This window comes from Hungatella sp. SB206 (assembly GCF_051132295.1).
GTDB lineage: Bacteria > Bacillota > Clostridia > Lachnospirales > Lachnospiraceae > Hungatella > Hungatella effluvii.
Window position 1 is genome coordinate 1628301 of record NZ_CP096603.1, and the last position, 20620, is coordinate 1648920.

The 20620-nt window shown below is 49.6% G+C and carries 18 protein-coding genes; 11 read left to right on the forward strand and 7 right to left on the reverse strand.

Annotated features, from left to right (window positions below):
- Positions 1 to 162 precede the first annotated feature (162 nt).
- Positions 163 to 1746: a putative polysaccharide biosynthesis protein gene (locus tag M1L66_RS07080; RefSeq protein ID WP_117634606.1), complete on the reverse strand. Its 1584-nt coding sequence runs from the start codon at positions 1744 to 1746 to the stop codon at positions 163 to 165.
- Between the two features lie 501 nt (positions 1747 to 2247).
- Between M1L66_RS07080 and nifS the strand changes: the two genes are divergently transcribed.
- The 4 genes from nifS to M1L66_RS07100 are packed head-to-tail and all read left to right on the forward strand — an operon-like array spanning position 2248 to position 6199.
- The gene (gene nifS / locus M1L66_RS07085) at positions 2248 to 3432 is read left to right on the forward strand and encodes a cysteine desulfurase NifS (protein WP_002601176.1); all 1185 of its coding nucleotides are present in this window, start codon (positions 2248 to 2250) and stop codon (positions 3430 to 3432) included.
- A gap of 51 nt (positions 3433 to 3483) precedes the next feature.
- Positions 3484 to 3921, forward strand: a complete 438-nt coding sequence (gene nifU / locus M1L66_RS07090; protein WP_002601175.1) for a Fe-S cluster assembly scaffold protein NifU — start codon at positions 3484 to 3486, stop codon at positions 3919 to 3921.
- A gap of 47 nt (positions 3922 to 3968) precedes the next feature.
- Positions 3969 to 5048, forward strand: coding sequence for a tRNA 2-thiouridine(34) synthase MnmA (gene mnmA, locus M1L66_RS07095; RefSeq protein WP_187022507.1), 1080 nt, complete (start codon positions 3969 to 3971; stop codon positions 5046 to 5048).
- On the forward strand, positions 5045 to 6199 hold the full coding sequence (locus M1L66_RS07100; RefSeq protein ID WP_434691784.1) for an N-acetylmuramoyl-L-alanine amidase: 1155 nt from the start codon (positions 5045 to 5047) through the stop codon (positions 6197 to 6199). Before mnmA ends, M1L66_RS07100 begins: the two co-directional genes overlap by 4 nt.
- A gap of 87 nt (positions 6200 to 6286) precedes the next feature.
- Here M1L66_RS07100 and M1L66_RS07105 read toward each other — a convergent pair whose 3' ends face one another.
- The 3 genes from M1L66_RS07105 to M1L66_RS07115 all read right to left on the reverse strand — a co-directional run bounded on the left by M1L66_RS07105 (position 6287) and on the right by M1L66_RS07115 (position 10149).
- Entirely contained in the window at positions 6287 to 6343 is a 57-nt protein-coding gene (locus M1L66_RS07105; protein WP_434694214.1) for a hypothetical protein, read from the reverse strand.
- A gap of 127 nt (positions 6344 to 6470) precedes the next feature.
- Positions 6471 to 8717, reverse strand: coding sequence for a helix-turn-helix transcriptional regulator (locus M1L66_RS07110; RefSeq protein ID WP_187022398.1), 2247 nt, complete (start codon positions 8715 to 8717; stop codon positions 6471 to 6473).
- Positions 8718 to 8730: 13 nt separating this feature from the next.
- The gene (locus tag M1L66_RS07115; RefSeq protein WP_434691787.1) at positions 8731 to 10149 is read right to left on the reverse strand and encodes a sulfatase family protein; all 1419 of its coding nucleotides are present in this window, start codon (positions 10147 to 10149) and stop codon (positions 8731 to 8733) included.
- A gap of 253 nt (positions 10150 to 10402) precedes the next feature.
- Between M1L66_RS07115 and M1L66_RS07120 the strand changes: the two genes are divergently transcribed.
- The 5 genes from M1L66_RS07120 to M1L66_RS07140 are packed head-to-tail and all read left to right on the forward strand — an operon-like array spanning position 10403 to position 16510.
- Positions 10403 to 11338, forward strand: coding sequence for an ABC transporter permease (locus tag M1L66_RS07120; protein WP_002601170.1), 936 nt, complete (start codon positions 10403 to 10405; stop codon positions 11336 to 11338).
- 11 nt (positions 11339 to 11349) lie between these two features.
- Entirely contained in the window at positions 11350 to 12249 is a 900-nt protein-coding gene (locus tag M1L66_RS07125) for a carbohydrate ABC transporter permease (RefSeq protein WP_110321584.1), read from the forward strand.
- Positions 12250 to 12302: 53 nt separating this feature from the next.
- Positions 12303 to 13928: an extracellular solute-binding protein gene (locus M1L66_RS07130; RefSeq protein ID WP_434691792.1), complete on the forward strand. Its 1626-nt coding sequence runs from the start codon at positions 12303 to 12305 to the stop codon at positions 13926 to 13928.
- On the forward strand, positions 13929 to 15302 hold the full coding sequence (locus M1L66_RS07135; protein WP_434691795.1) for a sulfatase family protein: 1374 nt from the start codon (positions 13929 to 13931) through the stop codon (positions 15300 to 15302). It abuts the gene before it with no gap.
- A gap of 29 nt (positions 15303 to 15331) precedes the next feature.
- Positions 15332 to 16510, forward strand: coding sequence for a glycoside hydrolase family 88 protein (locus M1L66_RS07140; protein ID WP_434691798.1), 1179 nt, complete (start codon positions 15332 to 15334; stop codon positions 16508 to 16510).
- Positions 16511 to 16745: 235 nt separating this feature from the next.
- Here the strand turns inward: M1L66_RS07140 and M1L66_RS07145 are convergent, their stop codons facing one another.
- A complete protein-coding gene (locus tag M1L66_RS07145) occupies positions 16746 to 17066 on the reverse strand; it encodes a hypothetical protein (RefSeq protein ID WP_434691800.1) in 321 nt (106 codons plus the stop codon).
- A gap of 332 nt (positions 17067 to 17398) precedes the next feature.
- Complete coding sequence (locus M1L66_RS07150) at positions 17399 to 18184, reverse strand: NYN domain-containing protein (protein WP_187022393.1); 786 nt, start codon at positions 18182 to 18184, stop codon at positions 17399 to 17401.
- A gap of 237 nt (positions 18185 to 18421) precedes the next feature.
- Between M1L66_RS07150 and M1L66_RS07155 the strand changes: the two genes are divergently transcribed.
- The gene (locus M1L66_RS07155) at positions 18422 to 19324 is read left to right on the forward strand and encodes a patatin-like phospholipase family protein (RefSeq protein WP_434691804.1); all 903 of its coding nucleotides are present in this window, start codon (positions 18422 to 18424) and stop codon (positions 19322 to 19324) included.
- Here M1L66_RS07155 and M1L66_RS07160 read toward each other — a convergent pair.
- Positions 19319 to 19900: a LysE family transporter gene (locus M1L66_RS07160; protein WP_434691807.1), complete on the reverse strand. Its 582-nt coding sequence runs from the start codon at positions 19898 to 19900 to the stop codon at positions 19319 to 19321. The genes M1L66_RS07155 and M1L66_RS07160 overlap by 6 nt on opposite strands.
- Positions 19901 to 20050: 150 nt before the next feature.
- On the opposite strand from M1L66_RS07160, the gene M1L66_RS07165 reads away from it, so the two are divergent.
- The gene (locus tag M1L66_RS07165) at positions 20051 to 20602 is read left to right on the forward strand and encodes a helix-turn-helix domain-containing protein (protein WP_434691810.1); all 552 of its coding nucleotides are present in this window, start codon (positions 20051 to 20053) and stop codon (positions 20600 to 20602) included.
- Positions 20603 to 20620 lie beyond the last annotated feature (18 nt).

A 20620-nucleotide genomic window follows, 5' to 3' on the forward strand; every position in this document is an offset into this window, starting at 1 on the left:
GCTCGTGGAAGTAACCGCCTTTTTTGTTTCACAGGAAAGTTCATCCTATGAAACAAAAAACCTCCGAGGGATGCGCACTCCGCGCTTAGGAAATATGGCCGCTGAAGCGACCTCGCTCCGGCGCGAGAGTCCGGCGGGCCGGACTCTTTAGTTATACTCTGTTTACTCCGCCTGAATTTCCCTCTTAAAGAAATGGGCTCCGGCCAGAAGCAGAAGATAGCAGAGGGACAAAATCAGGATGTGGAAGCCGGTTTTGATAAACAGCGGAAGCGCCGCGAACGGATCGCAGACGGAGCTTGCCGCATAGTAGATTCCGATCGCCATCACCATGAGAAGGGCTGGTTTCACAATCATATCCCATGCATTCCAGGAGAAGGAGACCTGCTTTTTCAGGGAGAAGATGTGCATCAGGGCCAGAAGCAGCTCGCTGGCCAGCATACCGATCAGGTACGCCATGATTCCGAATTTCGGGATGCCAAACAGCACGAAGGCCAGACGGACGAAAAGAGCCGTCACGTTCTGAATAAACGTGGTGGAGGTTTTTCCAAGGCCGTTTAAGATACTTCCCATGGTGGTGACCAGATAAAGGAAGGGACAGAGCCATGCCAGGGTCATGATGAAGGATCCGGCATTTTCATCCTTAAAGACACTGACGCCCAGATCGTTGCCAAACAGGGTGAAGATTCCGATGCACAGGATTCCCACGTACAGGCAGTAGCGCAGGGACATGGAGATAGTACCTGCGATCCGCCGTTCGTTTCCTTCCGACTGGGCCTCGGCTACCGTGGGAAGCAGCAGGACGGCCAGCGAATTGAAGATCGTGGAGGGGAACAGGATAAATGGCAGCGCCATTCCCGTAAGGACGCCGTAAATACTGAAGGCCTCGGAGCTTGATAAGCCGAACCGGTTTAAGGAACCGGGAATCCAGATCGCCTCCGCACTTGAAAGAATATTCAGGATGAGGCGGTTGCCCATAAGCGGCAGCGCCAGGGTCATGAGTGCGGGTGCGGTTCGGCGGAAGGAATCGGCCGCGGCCGAAAAACGACGGCCGTCGGAATCCGTATCTTTCGCGTAGGTGCCATCCGGCAGTTTCGGCGGGAAAAACTGACAGGCCGCGACGGTATAGAGGGTGGAGGCGATCTCCCCGATCAGATGGCCGGCCACAGCCAGCTGGACGGTGATCTCGATCCCGGCTTCCAGCATAATATCCGCAATCAGAAACACGGCGCCGATGCGGACAGACTGTTCAATTACCTGAGCGAATGCCGGAACCCGGGTACGCTGCATACCATAATAGTAACCGTTGATGCAGGCATGGATGGCGGCGCAGGGTACGGAGACGGCTATGTAGGTGAGAAGCGGTGCACAGCGCGGTTCCATCAGGATGCTGCCGGCCAGAAAATCCTGGAACCGGATGATGAGCCAGGCCAGGACAAAAGAGGTTGACATGGAAATGACGAGGCCGGTCCGGAAGATGGAACGGCCTTTCCTTACATTGGCGGCAACGGACTGGGAGATGGCCGTCTGGATGGACCCTGCGCACAGGGCAAAGCAGATGCCGAATACCGGATGGACCATGTTGTAGAGCCCCAGTCCCTCCGCACCGATGGTTCTGGAAAGAAAGATTCGGTAAAAGAACCCCAGCACGCGGGTAATGAGCCCTGTAGAAGTAAGGAGGAGAGTGCCCGTAAACAGGGCATATTTTCTTGGCGAAAGTTTTTGGGAAATCTTTAAAGAATCCTTCATGAAAACTCCATGATATGGGAATTATTATAATATATTTCTAATGAGCCCCCTTCATGACATTTTTCACTTAGCTTTCAGAAAGAAGGTTACCATTCACGGCCCGGTCTGGCCTGCGCTGTCCGGTCTGGCCCTGCCGGTTGACGCGGCCTTTCCGGTTCCGGTTTCGGGGATAAGCACTTCTAAACGTGCAGAATTTTTCTAAAAACCAGGGGAAATCCCCAAACTCGCTGGCGCTCAAACAGGTGGGGATTTCCCCTGAACGAAAAACTCTGCACGTTAAGAATTGCTAATACCCTGCAAAGTCACCGGAAAGGCCGCGTCAACCGGCAGGACCAGACCGGACAGCGCAGGCCAGACCGGGCCATGAATGGTAACGAAGGAAGACCCAACTGTAACAAAAACGATAACTATTCCTATTGAAATTATAGGAAATCTGTGTATAATAGAAAATGTAGATGAAGCTTTTAACTTTAGGACTACAGAAAGGCGGAACTAACAATTATGAAACGATTTATTTATCTTGACAATGCAGCGACGACAAAGACACGGCCGGAGGTTGTGGATGCGATGCTGCCGTATTTTACGGAATTTTATGGCAATCCATCTTCCGTGTACGAGTTTTCCAACGAATCCAAGAAGGCGATCAACCGTTCCAGAGAGACGATTGCAGATGCCATTGGAGCAAAAACCAATGAGATTTACTTTACAGCGGGAGGCACTGAGTCCGATAACTGGGCACTGGCCGCGACGGCTGAGGCTTACCAGGCGAAGGGAAATCACATTATTACCAGTAAAATTGAACACCATGCGGTTCTTCACACATGCGAATATCTGGAGAAGCGCGGTTTTGAGGTGACATATTTAGACGTAGATGAGAATGGTGTCATCAAAATCGATGAACTGAAGAAGGCAATCCGCCCCACCACCATCCTGATTTCCATTATGTTTGCCAACAACGAAATCGGAACGATCGAACCGGTGAAGGAGATCGGTGAGATCGCGAAAGAGCACGGAATTATCTTCCACACAGACGCGGTTCAGGCCTTCGGCCACGTTCCGATCAATGTAGATGAGTATCATATTGATATGATGAGCGCCAGCGGCCACAAGTTAAACGGCCCCAAGGGAATCGGATTTTTATATATCCGTACCGGAATCAAGACGCGTTCCTTTATGCATGGAGGCGCCCAGGAGCGGAAGCGCCGCGGCGGCACCGAGAACGTTCCGGGGATCGTTGGCTTTGGAAAGGCCGTAGAGATCGCCATGAACACATTGGAAGAGCGCACGAAGAAAGAGTCTGAGCTGCGCGATTATTTGATGAAACGCGTGATGGCGGAGGTTCCCTATGTGAGAATCAACGGTCACAGAACCAGCCGGCTGTCCAACAATGTGAACTTTGCCTTCCAGTTTATCGAGGGAGAATCCTTACTCATCATGCTGGATATGGATGGAATCTGCGGTTCCAGCGGTTCTGCCTGTACGTCGGGATCTTTGGACCCATCCCATGTGCTGCTGGCCATCGGCCTGCCTCATGAGATTGCTCACGGATCCTTAAGACTGACGCTGAATTCCGATAATACCATGGAAGAGATGGATTATGTGGTAGAATCCATCAAAAAGATCGTAGAGAAGCTGCGCAGCATGTCACCTTTATATGAGGACTTCGTAAAGCGTCAGAATCGGTAATAGGCTTACGTAAATTGTCGATATATTACTAAATATAGGAGAAAAATAAAAATGTATACAGAAAAAGTTATGGATCATTTCGAGCATCCAAGAAATGTAGGAGAAATAGAGAATGCCAGCGGCATGGGTACGGTAGGAAATGCGAAATGCGGCGATATCATGAGAATTTATCTCGATATTGATGAAAACGGAATCATCAACGATGTAAAGTTTAAGACATTTGGCTGCGGCGCAGCGGTGGCTACCAGCAGCATGGCAACCGAGATGGTGAAAGGCAAATCGATCCAGGAAGCGATGGAAGTAACTAACAAGGCGGTGTGTGAGGCGCTTGACGGACTGCCGCCAGTTAAGGTACACTGTTCCTTACTGGCAGAAGAAGCCATTCACGCTGCCTTATGGGATTACGCCCAGAAGAACGGAATCGAGATTCAGGGCCTGAAAAAACCGAAGTCAGATATCGGTGAGGAAGAAGTGGAAGAAGAATATTAAAGCCGGCGGTGAACCGGATGCCGGCAGAAGAAACGGAATGTGAAGCGATGAATAAACCAAAAGTAGTAGTAGGAATGTCAGGCGGCGTGGATTCCTCCGTGGCAGCATGGCTGCTGAAGGAGCAGGGCTATGATGTCATCGGCGTCACGATGCAGATCTGGCAGGACGAAGAGAAAGAGGCCGTGGAGGAGAGCGGAGGCTGCTGCGGCTTAAGCGCGGTGGACGACGCCCGCCGCGTGGCCTGGGATTTGGGGATTCCATATTATGTGATGAATTTCAAAGAGGAATTCAGAGAAAATGTAATAGACTATTTTGTGGATGAATACAGGAACGGCCGCACCCCGAATCCATGTATCGCCTGCAACCGGTATGTCAAATGGGAATCGCTGTTAAAACGGAGCCTGGATATCGGAGCGGACTATATCGCCACAGGTCACTATGCCAGAATTGAGCAGCTGGAAAACGGGCGGTACGCACTGAGAATGTCCGTTACGGCGGCGAAAGACCAGACGTACGCACTCTATAATCTGACGCAGTACCAGCTGGCTCATACGCTGATGCCGGTTGGCGCCTATTCTAAGGATCAGATTCGTGAAATCGCGGACCGGATCAATTTAAAGGTCGCCCATAAGCCGGACAGCCAGGAAATCTGTTTTATCCCCGATCACGATTATGCCAAATTTATTGAAGAAAACACGGGAAAAGAGCTGCCGAGAGGCAACTTTGTGGACCTGGATGGCAATGTTCTGGGACAGCATGAAGGAATCACCCACTACACGGTTGGCCAGCGGAAGGGATTAAACCTGTCCATGGGCCATCCCGTCTTTGTCACGGAAATAAGGCCGGAGACGAACGAAGTCGTCATTGGAAATTCGAATGATGTCTTTTCCGATACGCTCCGCTGTAACCGCCTGAACTGGATGGCGGTCGACGGACTTCACGGCGGTGAGATGCGCGTAAACGCAAAGATCCGCTACAGCCACAAAGGCGCCCCCTGCACCATCCGGGAAGTGGGCGAGGATCTGGTAGAATGCCGGTTTGATGAGCCTCAGAGGGCGATTACACCGGGGCAGGCCGTCGTGTTTTATACAGATACTTACGTTGCCGGAGGAGGTACGATACTGTGAATAAGAAGAGAAGAACCGGAATTTATATCGTAACCGCGCTTGTGTGCCTCCTGACACTGGCCGGATGCGGCAGGAAGTATGAACCGGTCGAGGTGCCGACGCTGGAAGAGGCTTCCGGTGATATCACACTGGAAAATGGAGAAGAGACGGCAGCGGTTTCTATTGAGAATGAGACCGGGAATGGAAAAAACGGGACAGAGAAGCCGGGGGGCCAGGCGGGGACAAGCGCCCACGAGGCCGCTGTGACTACGGAGACGGCTCCCGCCTTTACGGTGGTGGATGAAACCGTATACGTAACCGGCAGTCAGGTTAATATCAGAAAGAGCGCGGGAACGGGCGGTGCGGTGATCACTACGGTTTCCAGGGGAACTGCTTTGAAACGGACCGGATACAGCGACAGCTGGAGCCGTGTCATCTATCAGGATCAGGAGTGTTACATATCCTCCAGCTTTGTGTCAAAGGAACAGCCGGCTCCGGAACCGGAGACAACGGCTCCTGCAGTCACAGGCTCCGGTTCCGGCAAGATCATTGCCATCGATCCGGGACACCAGGCGAAGGGCAATTCAGAAAAAGAACCGATAGGGCCGGGGGCATCGGAGAAGAAGGCCAAGGTTGCCTCCGGAACGCAGGGAAATGCGACGGGGATACCCGAATACAAGCTGACGCTTGCGGTCTCCTTGAAGCTTAAGGAAGAACTGCTTAGCCGGGGCTATCAGGTTTATATGATCCGGGAAACGGATGACGTGAATATCAGCAACGCAGAGCGGGCCGAGATGGCCAACAAGAGCGGTGCGGATATTTTCGTGCGCGTTCATGCCAACTCTTTAAACGATACCAGTGTTCATGGCGCCCTGACCATGTGCCAGACATCGAAGAACCCTTATAATGGAAGCTTATACAGCAAGAGCTCTGCACTGTCCAAGGCAGTGGTAAAGGGCATCTGTGACACCACAGGCTTTAAAAACCGCGGAGTCCAGGAGACCGATACCATGAGCGGAATCAACTGGTGCAAAATCCCGGTTACCATTGTGGAGATGGGATTTATGAGCAATGCAGAGGAAGATAAAAAGATGGCCACCGATGAGTATCGAGCGAAGATCGCAAAGGGAATCGCGGATGGGATTGATGCTTATTATGCGGCTGGAAATTAAAGATTTTGGGAAATTTTCTATAAGATGCAGACAGTTATACAAACAAAAAGAAACGGCAGGTGCCTGTCGTTTCTTTTTGTTTATAAATCATGTTTTAGTATACGCTTTTGTGCCAGAGCGTGTCTGAAAATTCATTCCCGCCATCTGCACGGACACCGATTACAGCAACCAGCATATGATCGCTGCAACGGATAAGTTGGTATACGATACGCAGACCGGCGCCATTTCCATAGCCGCCTTCGCTTTCAGGTAATGGATTTTGCATGTTTTATCAGCTAATACTGGAACTTTTTAAGGATTCCATGTAGGCCTTAGGGGTAACTCCGGTGTATTTTCCAAATACGCGGATGAAACTGTTTGCGCTGTTGAAACCGACCATCAGGCTTAATTCTGCGATTTTAATACCATGTTCCTTCTGGAGGAGTTCTTTGGCTTTTTCGATTCGATAGCGGTTTAAGTAGTCTTTGAAGTTTTGGCCGCTCAGCTGTTTGAACAGGATTCCGCAGTACTTGGGGGAGATGTTGAACTGGTCCGCCATGTCGTTTAACATGATATCGTCGGTGTAATTCGTGTGGATATAACGGATCATCTCATTCAGAAGCTTCTCATCGTTGTTTTCGCCCCGGCAGCTCACCGCGGTCAGAATGTCCTGAATTGCGTGTCTTAAGGTGGTAATGGTGACTGAATCACTCCAGTGTTCATACAGATACATAAAATTAATATCTTCTTTTAAAAGTGCTTCCGGCGATGTCTTCAGTTCCTGGAAGACACGGCCCAGTGTACCGATCAGGACATAGACGAAGCTCTGAATCGACTCGATCGACAGCGTTTTCTCTACCAGGTTCGTGCGGATCAGCTGATCGAAGATTTGGAGCGCCTCCTCTTTGCCTTCCACGATACAGTGGACCATCCGGTTCTCCATGGAGAGCGGGTAGGAATACGTGACCGCGTCCACGGAACGGATCTGTTCGAAGGTCAGGATATTGGTATGGCCGTATACGTGCTTGTATTCCAGGATGCGCAGCGTCTCCTGATAGGCCAGCCAGATCCGGTTTAAGCCGTTTCTGGGATTGCTTAAAGCAATCCACTGGTTGATCGTCTCATCCTCGGGCTTCTGTGTCAGATAGCGGAGGAGCTCGTAGAGCTGCAGGAGAATCTCGTCTGTGTTACCGCTTTTCACGATCATGGCGCACCGTGTGGAATCCAGGTCCACGAATATCATGTCAGGTACGTTCATGGTAAACTCATGGACATACTGCTTTAAAATAACGATACAGCTGGGGGAGGAACCCTCATTTACAGGCTGGAACTCCACTACTACCACGCTGTAATCCTCTTCCGGCTCTTCTCCGCATTCTGCCAGGCCTCCCGGCTGGGGTGCGAAGAGCAGACGGCGGTATTGCTGCTGGGAGGCGAGGCGTTCATTTTCGTCCATGGCCTCCATCAGTGTCTTGCTTAAGGATTTTATTTTTTCCGAATTCTGCCGTAAAATCTTAAATTCATCGATGGGTTTACCAGCCTCAGGGGAATCCATGGAATCTTCCACGACTTCCCGGATTGGCTTATAGAGCGCCTCCACCAGCAGCGCGATTAAAAAGGTGAAAATGCAGGCTGCCGTGACCAGAATCAAAAGAAAGAATACAATCTGGCCGGAACCCAGCATGTAGCTGTCATAGACATAGGCAATTTCCCATCCAATGGCAGGCAGGCTTGTAGGAAATACGTACTCCTTTCCAAGCTTGAAGAATTCCTGCTGTCCGATTCCGGAATCGGCTGCCTCCATACCCATACTCATCATATTTGAAAAAACTTCATCCATATCGGCTTCCCGATGGCTGACCGCCAGCAGCCGGTCGTCACTGTAAAGCAGAAACTGGCCTGGCCTGGCAGAGCCTGTAAGCGTCTCGATCGGAATCGTGACAAAACACAGAAGGCTGGAAGAATGCCGGTAATCCTTTACGATATAGTAAACGGATTTTAGGCGGTCATTCTCATAATGAGGCAGGCAAAAGGGTCGGTTAGAAGCGGAAAAATGCTGATCCATGGACTCCATTTCTTCTTTTGACAGCCCCTTTACGTGTCTTAAAAATTTATCCCTGTCCACGGTCCCCGACTGGTCCAGGACCATACCGTACGATTCTCCGTCAAATTCCAGCGGACCTACCGTCGTCACAGCCAGCTCATAATTGAGCATGGAAGAGTCCGTGGTGATGATTCGCAGCTGCTTTAAGGCGGTTATGGAATTGAAATAGAAATCGTTGGCGGAGGATGAATTTACCCATTTCGTAATGCTCTTATCACGGCTGACGTCATTGACTGCCCGCGAGATCAGATTCATGGCGATGTTGGAATTGGCCTCCAGCGCGGCCGTGGAATTTGATAAGTTGTGGATATAGCTGCTTTTCTGCTGCAGGTGAAGGTAGCTGCCTGACAGCACTGCAAGCAGGACTATCACTATGGTACCGGTAGAAATCAGGATTTTATACAAACGGTTTTTATAGATACCAGATGAAAACATAACGTCAGACCATCTACTTTCGTTTAATCTCCAGGGCGTATTTCTCCACGGCGCTGAGACCCTGATGATGCTCAAATCCCAGCGGATGGCGGCGGTAGCTCCCGGTGCCTGCCGTCTTTAGGGTGAAGAAAGGATCATCGCTCTTTTCCAGATGATGTTTAAGCAGGGAACGGTACTTTTCCAGAATCGGGGAGTACTCCGGTTTACCTGCCAGGTTGGTTTTTTCATATCTGTCATTTCTCATGTCATAAAGCTCCTCGCTGTCCGGCTCCAGATAACAGATATACTTATAATCCTCGTCGCAGATCATGCGCCCGGGAACGGTATAATCGCGGAATTCATCGTACCATTCCGCCACTGCGGCGGTCCGGTCGGAATGCGTTTTTACTCCCGTGATCTGAGGCATAAGGGATATCCCCTCCAGTCCGTCAGGACAGGGGAGTTCTGCATAATCCAAAAGCGTGGGAACCAGATCCAGAAGAGAGGTTACGCCGCCGATGCGGGACGCTTGATTCCCACCCGGAAGCGCGAAAAAGAGAGGTACCCGGTTCGTCTCCTCGTAAAAAGCGCCGTACTTTGTCACAAGGTGATGAGACGCCATCCCTTCACCGTGATCGGCCAGAAAAACGACCATAGTCTGATCCGCGGCACCGCTTTTTAAAAGCGCTTCGAGAATCTGGCCAATCTGTTTGTCCACCATGGACAGGTAGTAATAATAGGCGTAAAGGTAGTGGCGGAAATCATCTTCCTTCCAGCCGCTGGCCTGGCGCTGCCTTCTGTGTGCGCAGCAGAGATACTGGATGAATTCCGGCCGGTTGGCAATATCGTCGAAATCAAAGTTTTCCGGCAGAGGAGGAAGCTCCCGCTCCAGCGGGAAATCGCCGTATCCTTCGCTGTGTTCGCCAATGTAGGCGCAGATGTTGTGCGGATTCTGCAGGTCAGAGACCATGAGAAACGGCCCTTCCGGCCGGGAAGACAGGTACTGGACGGACTTTTCCGTTGTGTCAATATCAAGATACGTCTCATAATCGAATTTGATGGCCGGATTCGTCCGCGGGATATGGATTTCCTCGGATTCGATGACCTTAAAGCCTCTAAGTGCCCCATAATCATGAGTCTTGCCAAAATGCACACAATCATAACCGGCATGGGAAAACAGTTCTCCCAGCGTCGGAATATCGTTGGAGACCGCTGGAAAGCCTTGATCGGGCAGGTTGGAGAGTACGCCGGTCTGGTGCGGATAGCGCGAGGTCCAGAATGAGGCCCGGGCCGGCTGACAGAGCGGACAGGAAGTATAGGCATACTCCATGACGGCGCTCCGGGCCGCCAGACCATCGAGATTCGGCGTGGAAGAATATGTATTGCCGTAGGCACTTAATGCCGTGGCGGAAAGTTGATCGCAGATGATGATTAAAATATTTTTTTGCTGCATTGTGTATACCCCCATTTGTTTACTTATTTAAAAACATGTAATCCGAGTATAAGGGAATGAGCTGTAAAAATCAATCATATGGCGCGAATCGGGTGAATTGGTGATGAGTTGAAAAATGAATATAAAAAAGCAATCCTATTGCAGATGACCTGAAAAACAGTGATTTACTTTTCCGGATGAACGGGTTTAAAGTGGATATCAGAAGCGGGAATGAGCTTTGTAAAATTAATTGAATATGAGAGGGGAGTTACAAATGTTTAAGCAACAGGGCGGCAACAAAAATAAAGAATCCTGCCTGCACTCAGTCAGAAAGAACTGGGATTTATATCTTCTTCTGCTTCCGGGGGTGCTGTGGTTCCTGGCGTTTGCCTACAAGCCTATGGCCGGTCTGGCGATTGCCTTTTACGATTACAACATATTTAAAGGAATCTCGGGAAGCACCTTTGTGGGACTGGACAATTTCATTACCTTTTTAACAGGAAGAGATTTTCTTCGGGTTTTGAAAAATACACTGATGATCTCCTTCTGGCAGCTGGTCGTCTGTTTCCCGATACCGATAATTCTGGCGGTCGCGGTTACGGAGATGAAGAACAAGTTTGTCAGCAAGATGACGCAGATGACAACACTCCTTCCGCACTTCGTATCGGTCGTCGTTGTCTGTGGTATCGTGGTCAACTTTCTGTCTCCCAGTACCGGTATCGTCAACATGATTCTGGAAAAGCTGGGAATGGAGCCGGTCTACTTTATGGTACAGCCCCAGTATTTCAGAGGAATCTACACGATCATGACCCTGTGGCAGAACGCAGGCTTCAATGCGCTCGTCTTTATTGCGGCCATCATGGGAATCGATCCGCAGTTATATGAAGCGGCCACCGTGGACGGAGCCGGAAAATGGCAGAAGATTAAGAATATCACCGTTCCGGCGATTCTTCCGACGATTGTCACCATGCTGGTGTTAAATATCGGAAAGATGGTAAAGGTAGGATATGAGGCCATCCTCCTTCTGTATCAGCCATCTACATTTGCCAAAGCAGATATTATCGCTACCTATTCCTACCGTCTGGGATTTGAAAACGGGAACTACGGTCTCGCAACGGCGGTCGGTATGTTTGAGGCAATTGTCGCACTGGTACTTGTCACGTTGGCCAACCGGTTAAGCCGTAAGCTTTCCGATACGGCACTTTGGTAAGGAGGCGCGAGATGAAAAATAAGAAAATCCATCAGGGACAGGTAATTGGAACAGGTGAAAAGGTATTCAATGCAGGCATGGCGATCCTCGGAATTGTAATCAGCCTGGTTGTGCTCTATCCGATCTATTACGTGCTGATCGCATCGCTCAGTCAGCCGTATTACGTGGAGAACGGCGATGTCATGTTTGCCATCAGGCATTTTACATTGGCAAGCTATAAGGAAGCCATCAAGAAAAGCGGCATCTGGCTGGCCTACGGAAACACCATTTTTTATACGGTTGCCGGCGTTGTGGTAAATATGCTCTTTACGACGACCATGGCCTACGCCCTCAGTAAAAAGAAGCTGGTTTTCCGCAAGTTCTTTACCTTATTTACCATATTCACCATGTGGTTTAACGCGGGAATTATCCCCATGTACTTAACCTTCAAGGATTTCAGCCTGTTAAATACCAGAACGGCCATTATCCTTGGGTTTGCGATCAACACATACAACTTGATTATTATGAAGAGTTTCTTCGAACAGCTTCCCGAGGCACTGGAGGAAGCGGCGTTTATCGATGGAGCCAACCATATTATCACATTTTTCAAGATTTATTTACCGCTCTCCAAGCCAGCGCTGGCTACGGTGGGACTGTTTTACGCGATCAACCGCTGGAACAGTTACTTCTGGGCCATGCAGCTGTTAAATGATGACAGGAAGGCGCCCCTTCAGGTATTGCTAAAGAAGATGATCGTAGACCGGGTGGCTAACGCTTCGGAGGCGGCAATCGTAACACAGAATTCATTAAGTTCTCCAACCACGGTAATTTATGCTATGATAATCATAGCCATTGTACCGATGCTGATCGTATTTCCGTTTGTACAGAAATACTTTAAGACCGGCGTCACCGTTGGAGGAGTGAAGGGTTAACTTATCATAGCAGTTCTGAACAGTTACAACATCAAAAAGGAGGTATTTCAAAAATGAAAAAAAGAAGACTTATGGCGGCGGCAATGGCGGCAGTAATGCTTACCGGCACACTGGCGGGCTGTTCCGCAAAGAGCGAAACAAGCGGCACAGAGGCGGCAAAAGGGGAGGCTGGCGCCAGCCAGGCCCAGACAGAGGAGACGCTGGAAGGCAGCCTCGTGAGCAAGGAACCAAAAGAATTTACCGTATTTTTAAACTTCAATAACATGCCGTTCGACTCGAACTGGCAGGTATGGCAGGAAGCCGCGAAGCGTACGAATGTCAGTCTTAAGGGAACCATTTCCCTCTCCAATTCCAACGAAGAAGAGGCGTTTAACCTGATGATGAGTTCCGGCAATCTGGCCGATATCATCGGCTACGTAGACGCGTCCTCCCTGGAGAAGCTGGGACGCGACGGCGGAATGATTCCGTTAAACGATCTGATCAGGGAACACGCGCCGAATATCCAGAAGGTGCTGGACGAGGACGCCAGATTCCGCCAGACGGCATACTCTCTGGACGGAAATATCTACCAGATTCCGAAAAATCAGGAGCTCAAGGCTGCCGAGTTCTGGTGGATCAGACAGGACTGGCTGGATAAATTAAACTTAAAGGCACCGACCACCGTCGATGAGCTCCACGATGTGCTGTATGCGTTCCGCAACGAGGATCCCAACGGAAACGGATTAAAGGACGAGATTCCGCTGTTCGACCGTGCCGGATGGAAGCAGCCGGATGAGTATCTGTATCTTTGGGATACCAGCCTTGAATTCTATCCGAGAGACGGAAAGATGAAATACGAACCGCTGGAAGAGAACTTCAGGACAGGCGTTTCCAACATGATCAAATGGTACCAGGAAGGACTGATTGATCCTGAAATTTTCACGAGAGGCGCTTCCTCCAGAGATACCCTGCTGGGCGGCGATCTCGGCGGCTGTACCCATGATTGGGTGAGTACGGCAAACTATAACTCCACGCTTCAGGAGACCATCCCGGGCTTCCAGATGGTAGCCATCGCACCGCCTGCGGATCAGAACGGTGTTGTAAAAGAACGTGTATCCAGATATCCGGGTGTGGGCTGGGGAATTTCCTCCCAGTGCAAGGATCCTGTAACCGTGATTAAATTTATGGATTACTTCTTCACGGAAGAAGGAAGCGACTTAATGAACTGGGGAATCGAGGGAGATACCTTTACAAGAGATGCGGATGGCAGCAAACACTTTACCGACACGGTACTTCAGTCCGAACTGACACCAATCGGATATCTTCGTTCCATCGGCGCCCAGTACCGGATCGGCATGTGCCAGGATGGAGACTACGAGTATGCAACCATGAAGGAAGACGGAATCGAGGCGAATAAGCTGTACAATGGCCATGATGAGTGGTTTGACGATTCTCTTCCGCCTTACCTGGATGGAAAAATGGCGTTAAAGTATACCTCTGATGATGAGACCGAGTATAAGAACATTATGGCAAGCATCAAGCCTTATGTCGATGAAAAGTTCCAGTCCTGGATTCTCGGTGTCAATGATTTCGATTCTGAGTATGATACCTTTATCAAAGAACTGAAGGCCAGAGGCATCGACCGCGCGCTGGAAATCAACCAGAAAGCATATGATACATTCCTGGGAGAGGACCGTTAGATGAAAAAGAAAAACCTGTTATACATCTTCGCCGACCAATGGCGCGCCCAGGCCATTGGGGCGGCGGGAGAGGACCATGTGAGTACGCCTCATATGGACCGTTTTGCCGGGGAGAGCATGGCGTTTGACCACGCGGTCAGCACGTACCCGCTGTGCTCGCCCCACCGGGCATCTCTGCTGACGGGCAAGTATCCGTACTGCTGCGGAATGTGGACCAACTGCAAGATTGGCCTGGATGAGACCGTCATGTTAAAGCCGCAGGAGGTAACCATTTCCGATGTCCTCCATGAAAATGGTTACGAGACTGCCTATGTGGGCAAATACCATCTCGACGCGAGTGAAATGAACTTTCACGAGAAGCCGGAATCCGGTGCGGTGAACTGGGATGCCTTCACTCCTCCGGGAGAACGGCGTCATCACTTTGATTACTGGTATTCCTACGGAGCGATGGATAAACATCTGTCGCCCCATTACTGGAAGGACGAACCGAAAAAGGAGGAGGGCGCCAAATGGTCTCCGGAGCATGAGACGGATGTTGTGATGGATTATCTGGACGGCCGGAATAAGGAAAAGCCATTCTGCCTGTTCCTCTCCTGGAATCCGCCCCATCCTCCCTATGATCTGCTTCCGGAAAAGTATGCGGACCGTTACCGGGGAAAGGAACTCGTATTCCGTGGAAACGTCCCGGATGAGCTGAGAACCGATGAGGCGTTCCGGAAGAAGTTCGGAGAGTACTACGGAGCCATAGAAGGACTGGATGATAATTTTGGCCGGATCATGGAGTATCTGGACCGGGAAGGCCTGACAGAGGACACGATCGTAGTGCTGTCGGCCGATCACGGGGACTGTATGGGGTCTCATGGCCTGATGGGAAAGAACATCTGGTTTGACGAGTCCATCAGGATTCCTCTCTATATCAGGGGGCCACAGGTTGTAAAGGGGCACAGTGATGCCCTGATCGCCAGCCAGGACCACATGCCGACACTTCTGGAACTGCTGGATGTGCCGGTTCCCGATACGGTTCAGGGAAAAAGCTTCGCGTCCCTGGCCCGCGGGGGCTCCATGGAAGAGGAACCGGAACACACATTTCTCTGCATGATACCGGGCATGCCTGAACTGGTGGAAGAGTACCGCAAGCTGGGATTAAACAACAAGGCGTTCGGCTGGCGTGGAATCAGAACGAAGGATATCACCTATGTCGTTGACAACGGGACGTCTCCGTCCGAATCGCAGAGACGGCTGTTTTACGATAATAAGAAAGATCCCCTGCAGTTAAATCCTGTCGAACTGGGTCAGCAGGACGCCATAGCGGAAACTTATGACGCGGTAATAAGATCCTATTTAAGGAAAACGAGAGACCCGTTTCTTCTGTAAAAGAGGAGCGGTGAGAGAGGAGACAGAATATGGCGCAGACGATGAAAAGAATCCGTCAGTATCCGGGAACGGATGCGGAGAAAAGAAAGAAGTACATGGACGCAGCCACGGAGATCGTCCGGTCCAACCTGCCGGAATTCACGGAATTTTTTGAGAGTTCCAACAGCGAGGGAGGCTTTTATCTGCCGACAGAAAACGTAGAATGGACAACCGGATTCTGGACCGGCGTGATCTGGCTGGCTTATGAATATACAGGGGAAGCCTGCTTTAAGGAGGCGGCGGAATCTCAGGTCGAAAGCTTCCTGAAACGAATCCGGGAGAAAATCGATGTAAATCACCATGATATGGGATTTCTCTACAGCCTTTCCTGTGTGGCAGCTTATAAGCTGACCGGCAGCAGCCATGCCAAAGAAGCAGCACTTTTAGCTGCGGATCACCTGGCCGGCCGCTATCGGGAGAATGGCCGCTTTATCCAGGCCTGGGGCAATGTCAATGAAACGTCGGAATACCGTCTGATCATTGACTGTCTGCTGAACCTGCCTCTGCTTTACTGGGCCAGCGAGGTTACCGGAAATCCCGATTACGCTGATAAAGCTGAAAACCATATCCGGACGGCGATGAAGTGTGTGATGAGACCGGACTGCTCCACCTACCACACATATTTTATCAATACTGTGACCGGAGAACCGGACCACGGCGTTACCCATCAGGGAAACCGTGACGGCTCCGCCTGGGCCAGAGGCCAGGCGTGGGGAATATACGGCATCGCCTTGAGCTATCGGTACTTAAAAACACCCGAATACCTGGATCTGTTCTGTCAGGTCACCGATTATTTTATAGCCCATCTGCCGGAAGATCTGGTCCCATACTGGGATTTTGACTTCGATACGGGAAGCACGGAACCACGTGATTCCTCGGCTTCCGCCATCGCCATCTGTGGAATACTGGAGATGAGCAGCTATCTGGATAAAGCGAAAGCGGAGAAGTATTTAACAGCCGCAGACAAGATGCTCTGTGCCCTGATGGATCACTGTGCCAACACGGATAAGACCCGTTCCAACGGCCTTTTACTCCACGGAACGTACGCGCGCGATTCCGCGTACAATACGTGTATAAACAGGGGCGTGGACGAATGCAGCACCTGGGGCGACTACTTTTATATGGAGGCGCTGACCAGGAGAATGAAAGACTGGAAGCCTTACTGGTAGGGGCAGCAGCGCGGCTGAAGCATCGAAGCGTGAAAATGGCTCCGATATGCCGATGATGTGATGTGCAAATGATATGCTGTATGGATTTTTATAAATTTTGATACTGGAAGAGGGGGAACGGCAGCAGGATGCCATTGTTTCCCCTCTTTTTATTCCCGCGAGCAACGAGCCAAACGGACACGCTGGCGCGTCCATTTGGCGACTGCCGCGAGGTTTTTGACTGGTGATGATCCTGTTAGAGGATGTTAAATTGTTTATATAGCTGCTCCCGATAGGCAGTATCCCTGATGGCGCGTTTTAAATCGTCAGTACGTTTTTGATCTAAGAGAAGTTCGGTGAGAGCGGCCATTTTACGTTCGCCCTGTTCGATACCCTGCTCAATGCCCTGTTCAATATTCTCCCTGTCTCTCTGCAGCAATGTCATATATTCCGCCTCCATTTCTTTACTCTGCTTAACATCAATAACTCTCTGGTGTATCTTTTTAACCAGTGAACTTTTAGCCTGCTGGGCGAAGGTGTCGGTGGTGTTTTCTATGTAGGTCAGCAATTCTTTCATCTCTTCGTCTATGTCGTCAACGGTTCCTTTTGTATTAAGAAACAGTTTTGTTGCCTCATCTCCCAGAAGCAGTCCTCCAGATTCAGGTCTTCAATTCGTTTTTCCATTTGTACGTCTCCTTTTATTTTATCATAAACACAGAAGTCATGAAAGACTAAAATATCAGTCTGTTCGCTGCCCCTTTTTGTATTTCGATTCGTAAATCGACTCATACGGCAATTTATTTCCGCCAGCAACAAGCCAAACGAACACGCTGGCGTGTCCACTTGGCGGCTGCCGCAAGGGTCAAAAAAGCCGCTGCTTGCTGCGGAGTTTTTGACTTGCAAGTTCGCTTAAAGGGAGGAAATGGGAAAAAAGCCGGTGTGGCCTGCGGAATTGGAGGTTTCACGGATTAGATTATTGTCCTTTAAATAGGTGATGATGCGGCTGGCGGCACGGGATGAAATCTGAAGTTTCTCACACAAGAGCCGGTTCAGCCATTTACCGCCCAGCATCATGTCGCTGTTCTTTCTGACGGAATACCAGGCAGAAATCTCGGTCAGAGCGCGGTCTGTCCAGAATTCCGGGTTCTTTCGCTGGGGATCGATTTCAAAGAGGGTAAGCAGATCGCATTTGAAATGGCAGAATCGGGAAATATCCTGATAATGGGAGGTGTGATCATCGATGCAGAATAGGTGGATGTGCTTTCCTTTATAAGTGAGGCGGCTCATAATGGGAATCATATCGCTGTCGGAGGTGAGGAAGACGAAGGTATCGATTTCGGGAGAACGGTAGTAGATTTCAAGGGCATCCACGGAAAGTTCAATGTCGGAGGCGTTCTTCCGGTACTCTTCTTCCAGACCATTGCCATAGACGTTCTTAATCTGTACCCGCATTTCCTGGAGATGTTTTAAGGATACGCCTACCTGATCATAATCAGCATAAGCCCGCAGGGTTCGAATCTTGTTAATAGAATAGATTCGCTCCATCAGCGAAAAGACGCAGTATTCAGGAGCTTCGGGATTGACACCGTATTCCTTCAGACTGTAATAGATGTTGTCAAAGTCGACAAAAATGCCTACATTTTCAGACGTAGAATTGCAATGCTCCATACATGTTTTCAACATAGCTTCGTTCATAGGGATTCTCCTTCAGATATGATATTAGACCGTTTAAGAAAACGGAAGATTCATAGATGTGCCAGAATATGGCTGATAGAATTAGAATACCAGAGGACCGGAATAAATGCAAGGATATTCTTATATTTCTGCAAACTGTTACAACTGTTATGAGGAACCATAACGTGGAATCATGAAACGGTCCATGACAGCATACATTATCATAAAAATCTGGACAATTAACAAAGAGGAAAAGATATGCCGGATTATGGGATTGCGTTTGCCGGAGGGGGAACCAGAGGAGCAGCTCATGTGGGGGTTCTACTGGCACTGGAAGAGGAAGGACTGCTGCCGGACATCGTAGCCGGAACCAGCGCAGGAGGGATTGTTGCGGGAATCTACGGGGCAGGGGTGGATCTGGGAATGATGAAGGAAGTGGTGCAGTGGATGTCACGGCATGGGAAAAGGTTTCTTGACCCGGACATCATCGGAATGATTACATTTTTACCACAGCTTTTTTCCAGACAGGAGGTATCGCTTACGGGACTGCTGAAGGGAAACCGGCTGATGCATTTTCTGTGCCAGCTGACGGAGGGGGCCGTTATCCAGGAGTTACCCAGAAAGGTGCTGATCCCGGCCGTGGACTTGAAAAGCGGAGATACCATTGCATTTACGAATCTGATGGAAGGCGGAATTACCGATGCTGCCCGGCGTCAGGAGAATGTGAGATGGGAGAAAAAAGGGCCGCTCTGCGAGATAATGATGGCCAGTGCTTCCGTACCTGCCGTATTTCAGCCCCGGAGAATAAGCGGTTACTGTATGGTAGACGGGGGAGTTACTAATAATCTTCCGGTTGATCTGCTGATCGCAGCCGGTGTGAAGCGGGTGATCGCAGTGGACATTGGTGCAGACTATAAGACTCCCCATGATACGTCCATTCTGGATATTGCCTCCCATTCTTTTTCCATTATGAGCCGGGAGTTAAAGGAATGCAGGTCCAGCGGAGAAATCTTTCTGCTGAAGCCAGAGTTAAAAACGGGGGCTGGGCTTCTGACCTTTGAATATATGGAAAGCTGTATGGAGGAAGGATACCACTATACAAAAAGGTGGATGAAGCTGATTAAAAGAGCCCTGGAGAAGCCGGTAAGGAACCAGTTATAAGAACAGTGCGGCTGCACAGTAAACGAGTAAGAGCGCCATTACCAGATTGACAGCCTTTGTATGTCTGGAGAAAAAATTACAGAAGACAGCCCCGAACAATGCCCATATGAAGGAACCGGAGGCGCCGATAAGCGACAACAGTACGGAGAATCCTGCCAGTGCTCCTATGGAGTGAAAGACAGGAAGAATATAGAGCGACATCGTGGTAATTGCATAAATATATATTTTAGGATTGACAAACTGCAGGATCATGCCCGAGAAGAAACCGGTTTCGTCTTTTCTGTCGGGATCTAAATCGGCAGTACTTCGAAAGACCTTCCATGCAAGATACAGCATATAGGCCCCCCCTGCAATCTGCATGACAAGCTTTACTTTGGGCAGCAGAGAGTAAAGCGCAGCACTGAAAATGGTACAGACAGCCATGACAACCGAGAAGCCTGCAAGGATGCCGAAATTAAAGCGGAGGCTCCTGTAAAAGCCGAGACGTATGGCGTTGCTCATAGACAATAGATTATTAGCCCCAGGCGTATAAGCGGTGATGAAACAGTAAATCAGAAAATCATATAAATGAAACATATTAAACCTCCTTGTTCTTTGAACAATTATTTTCTCTTTACAAATCCTAAAAAGAACTATATAATGATATAAGTTGAAGATTATATCGTACATATACGATATAATGATACAATAAGTGCATTATAATGTCAATGGGGAGGAGGAGTTTTTATGGACCCAATGAACACGATTGTTGCTAAAAATATTAAACGGCTTCGTGAAGAGAATAAGCTGAGTATGGAAGAGCTTTCTAAACTGAGCGGCGTGAGCAAGAGTATGCTTGCCCAAATTGAACGGGGGGAGGGTAATCCGACGCTGTCTACATTATGGAAGATTTCAAATGGCATGAAGGTTCCGTTTGACGCCCTTACCGTGCGCCCCGAACGTGCATATGAGATTGTCAGGACGTCAGAAGTACAGCCTCTTTTGGAAGACAGCGGAAAGGTTAAAAACTATTCCATTTTTCCGGATGATGAGAATCGCAGATTTGCAGTGTATTATCTGGAACTGGCTGAAGACAGCTATTGGGAATCAGATCCGCATCTGAAGGGGACAACAGAGTTTATTACTGTATTTGAAGGAAGGATTGCCATTCACGTGGAGGGGCAGACTTTTTCGGTCGAAAAAGGAGAAAGTATACGGTTTCAGGCAGACAATACGCATTCATACAGAAATACGGGGACTGAGAAAGCGGTTTTGCATATGATTCTTTATAATCCTTAAGCAGTTTGATTGCCGTAC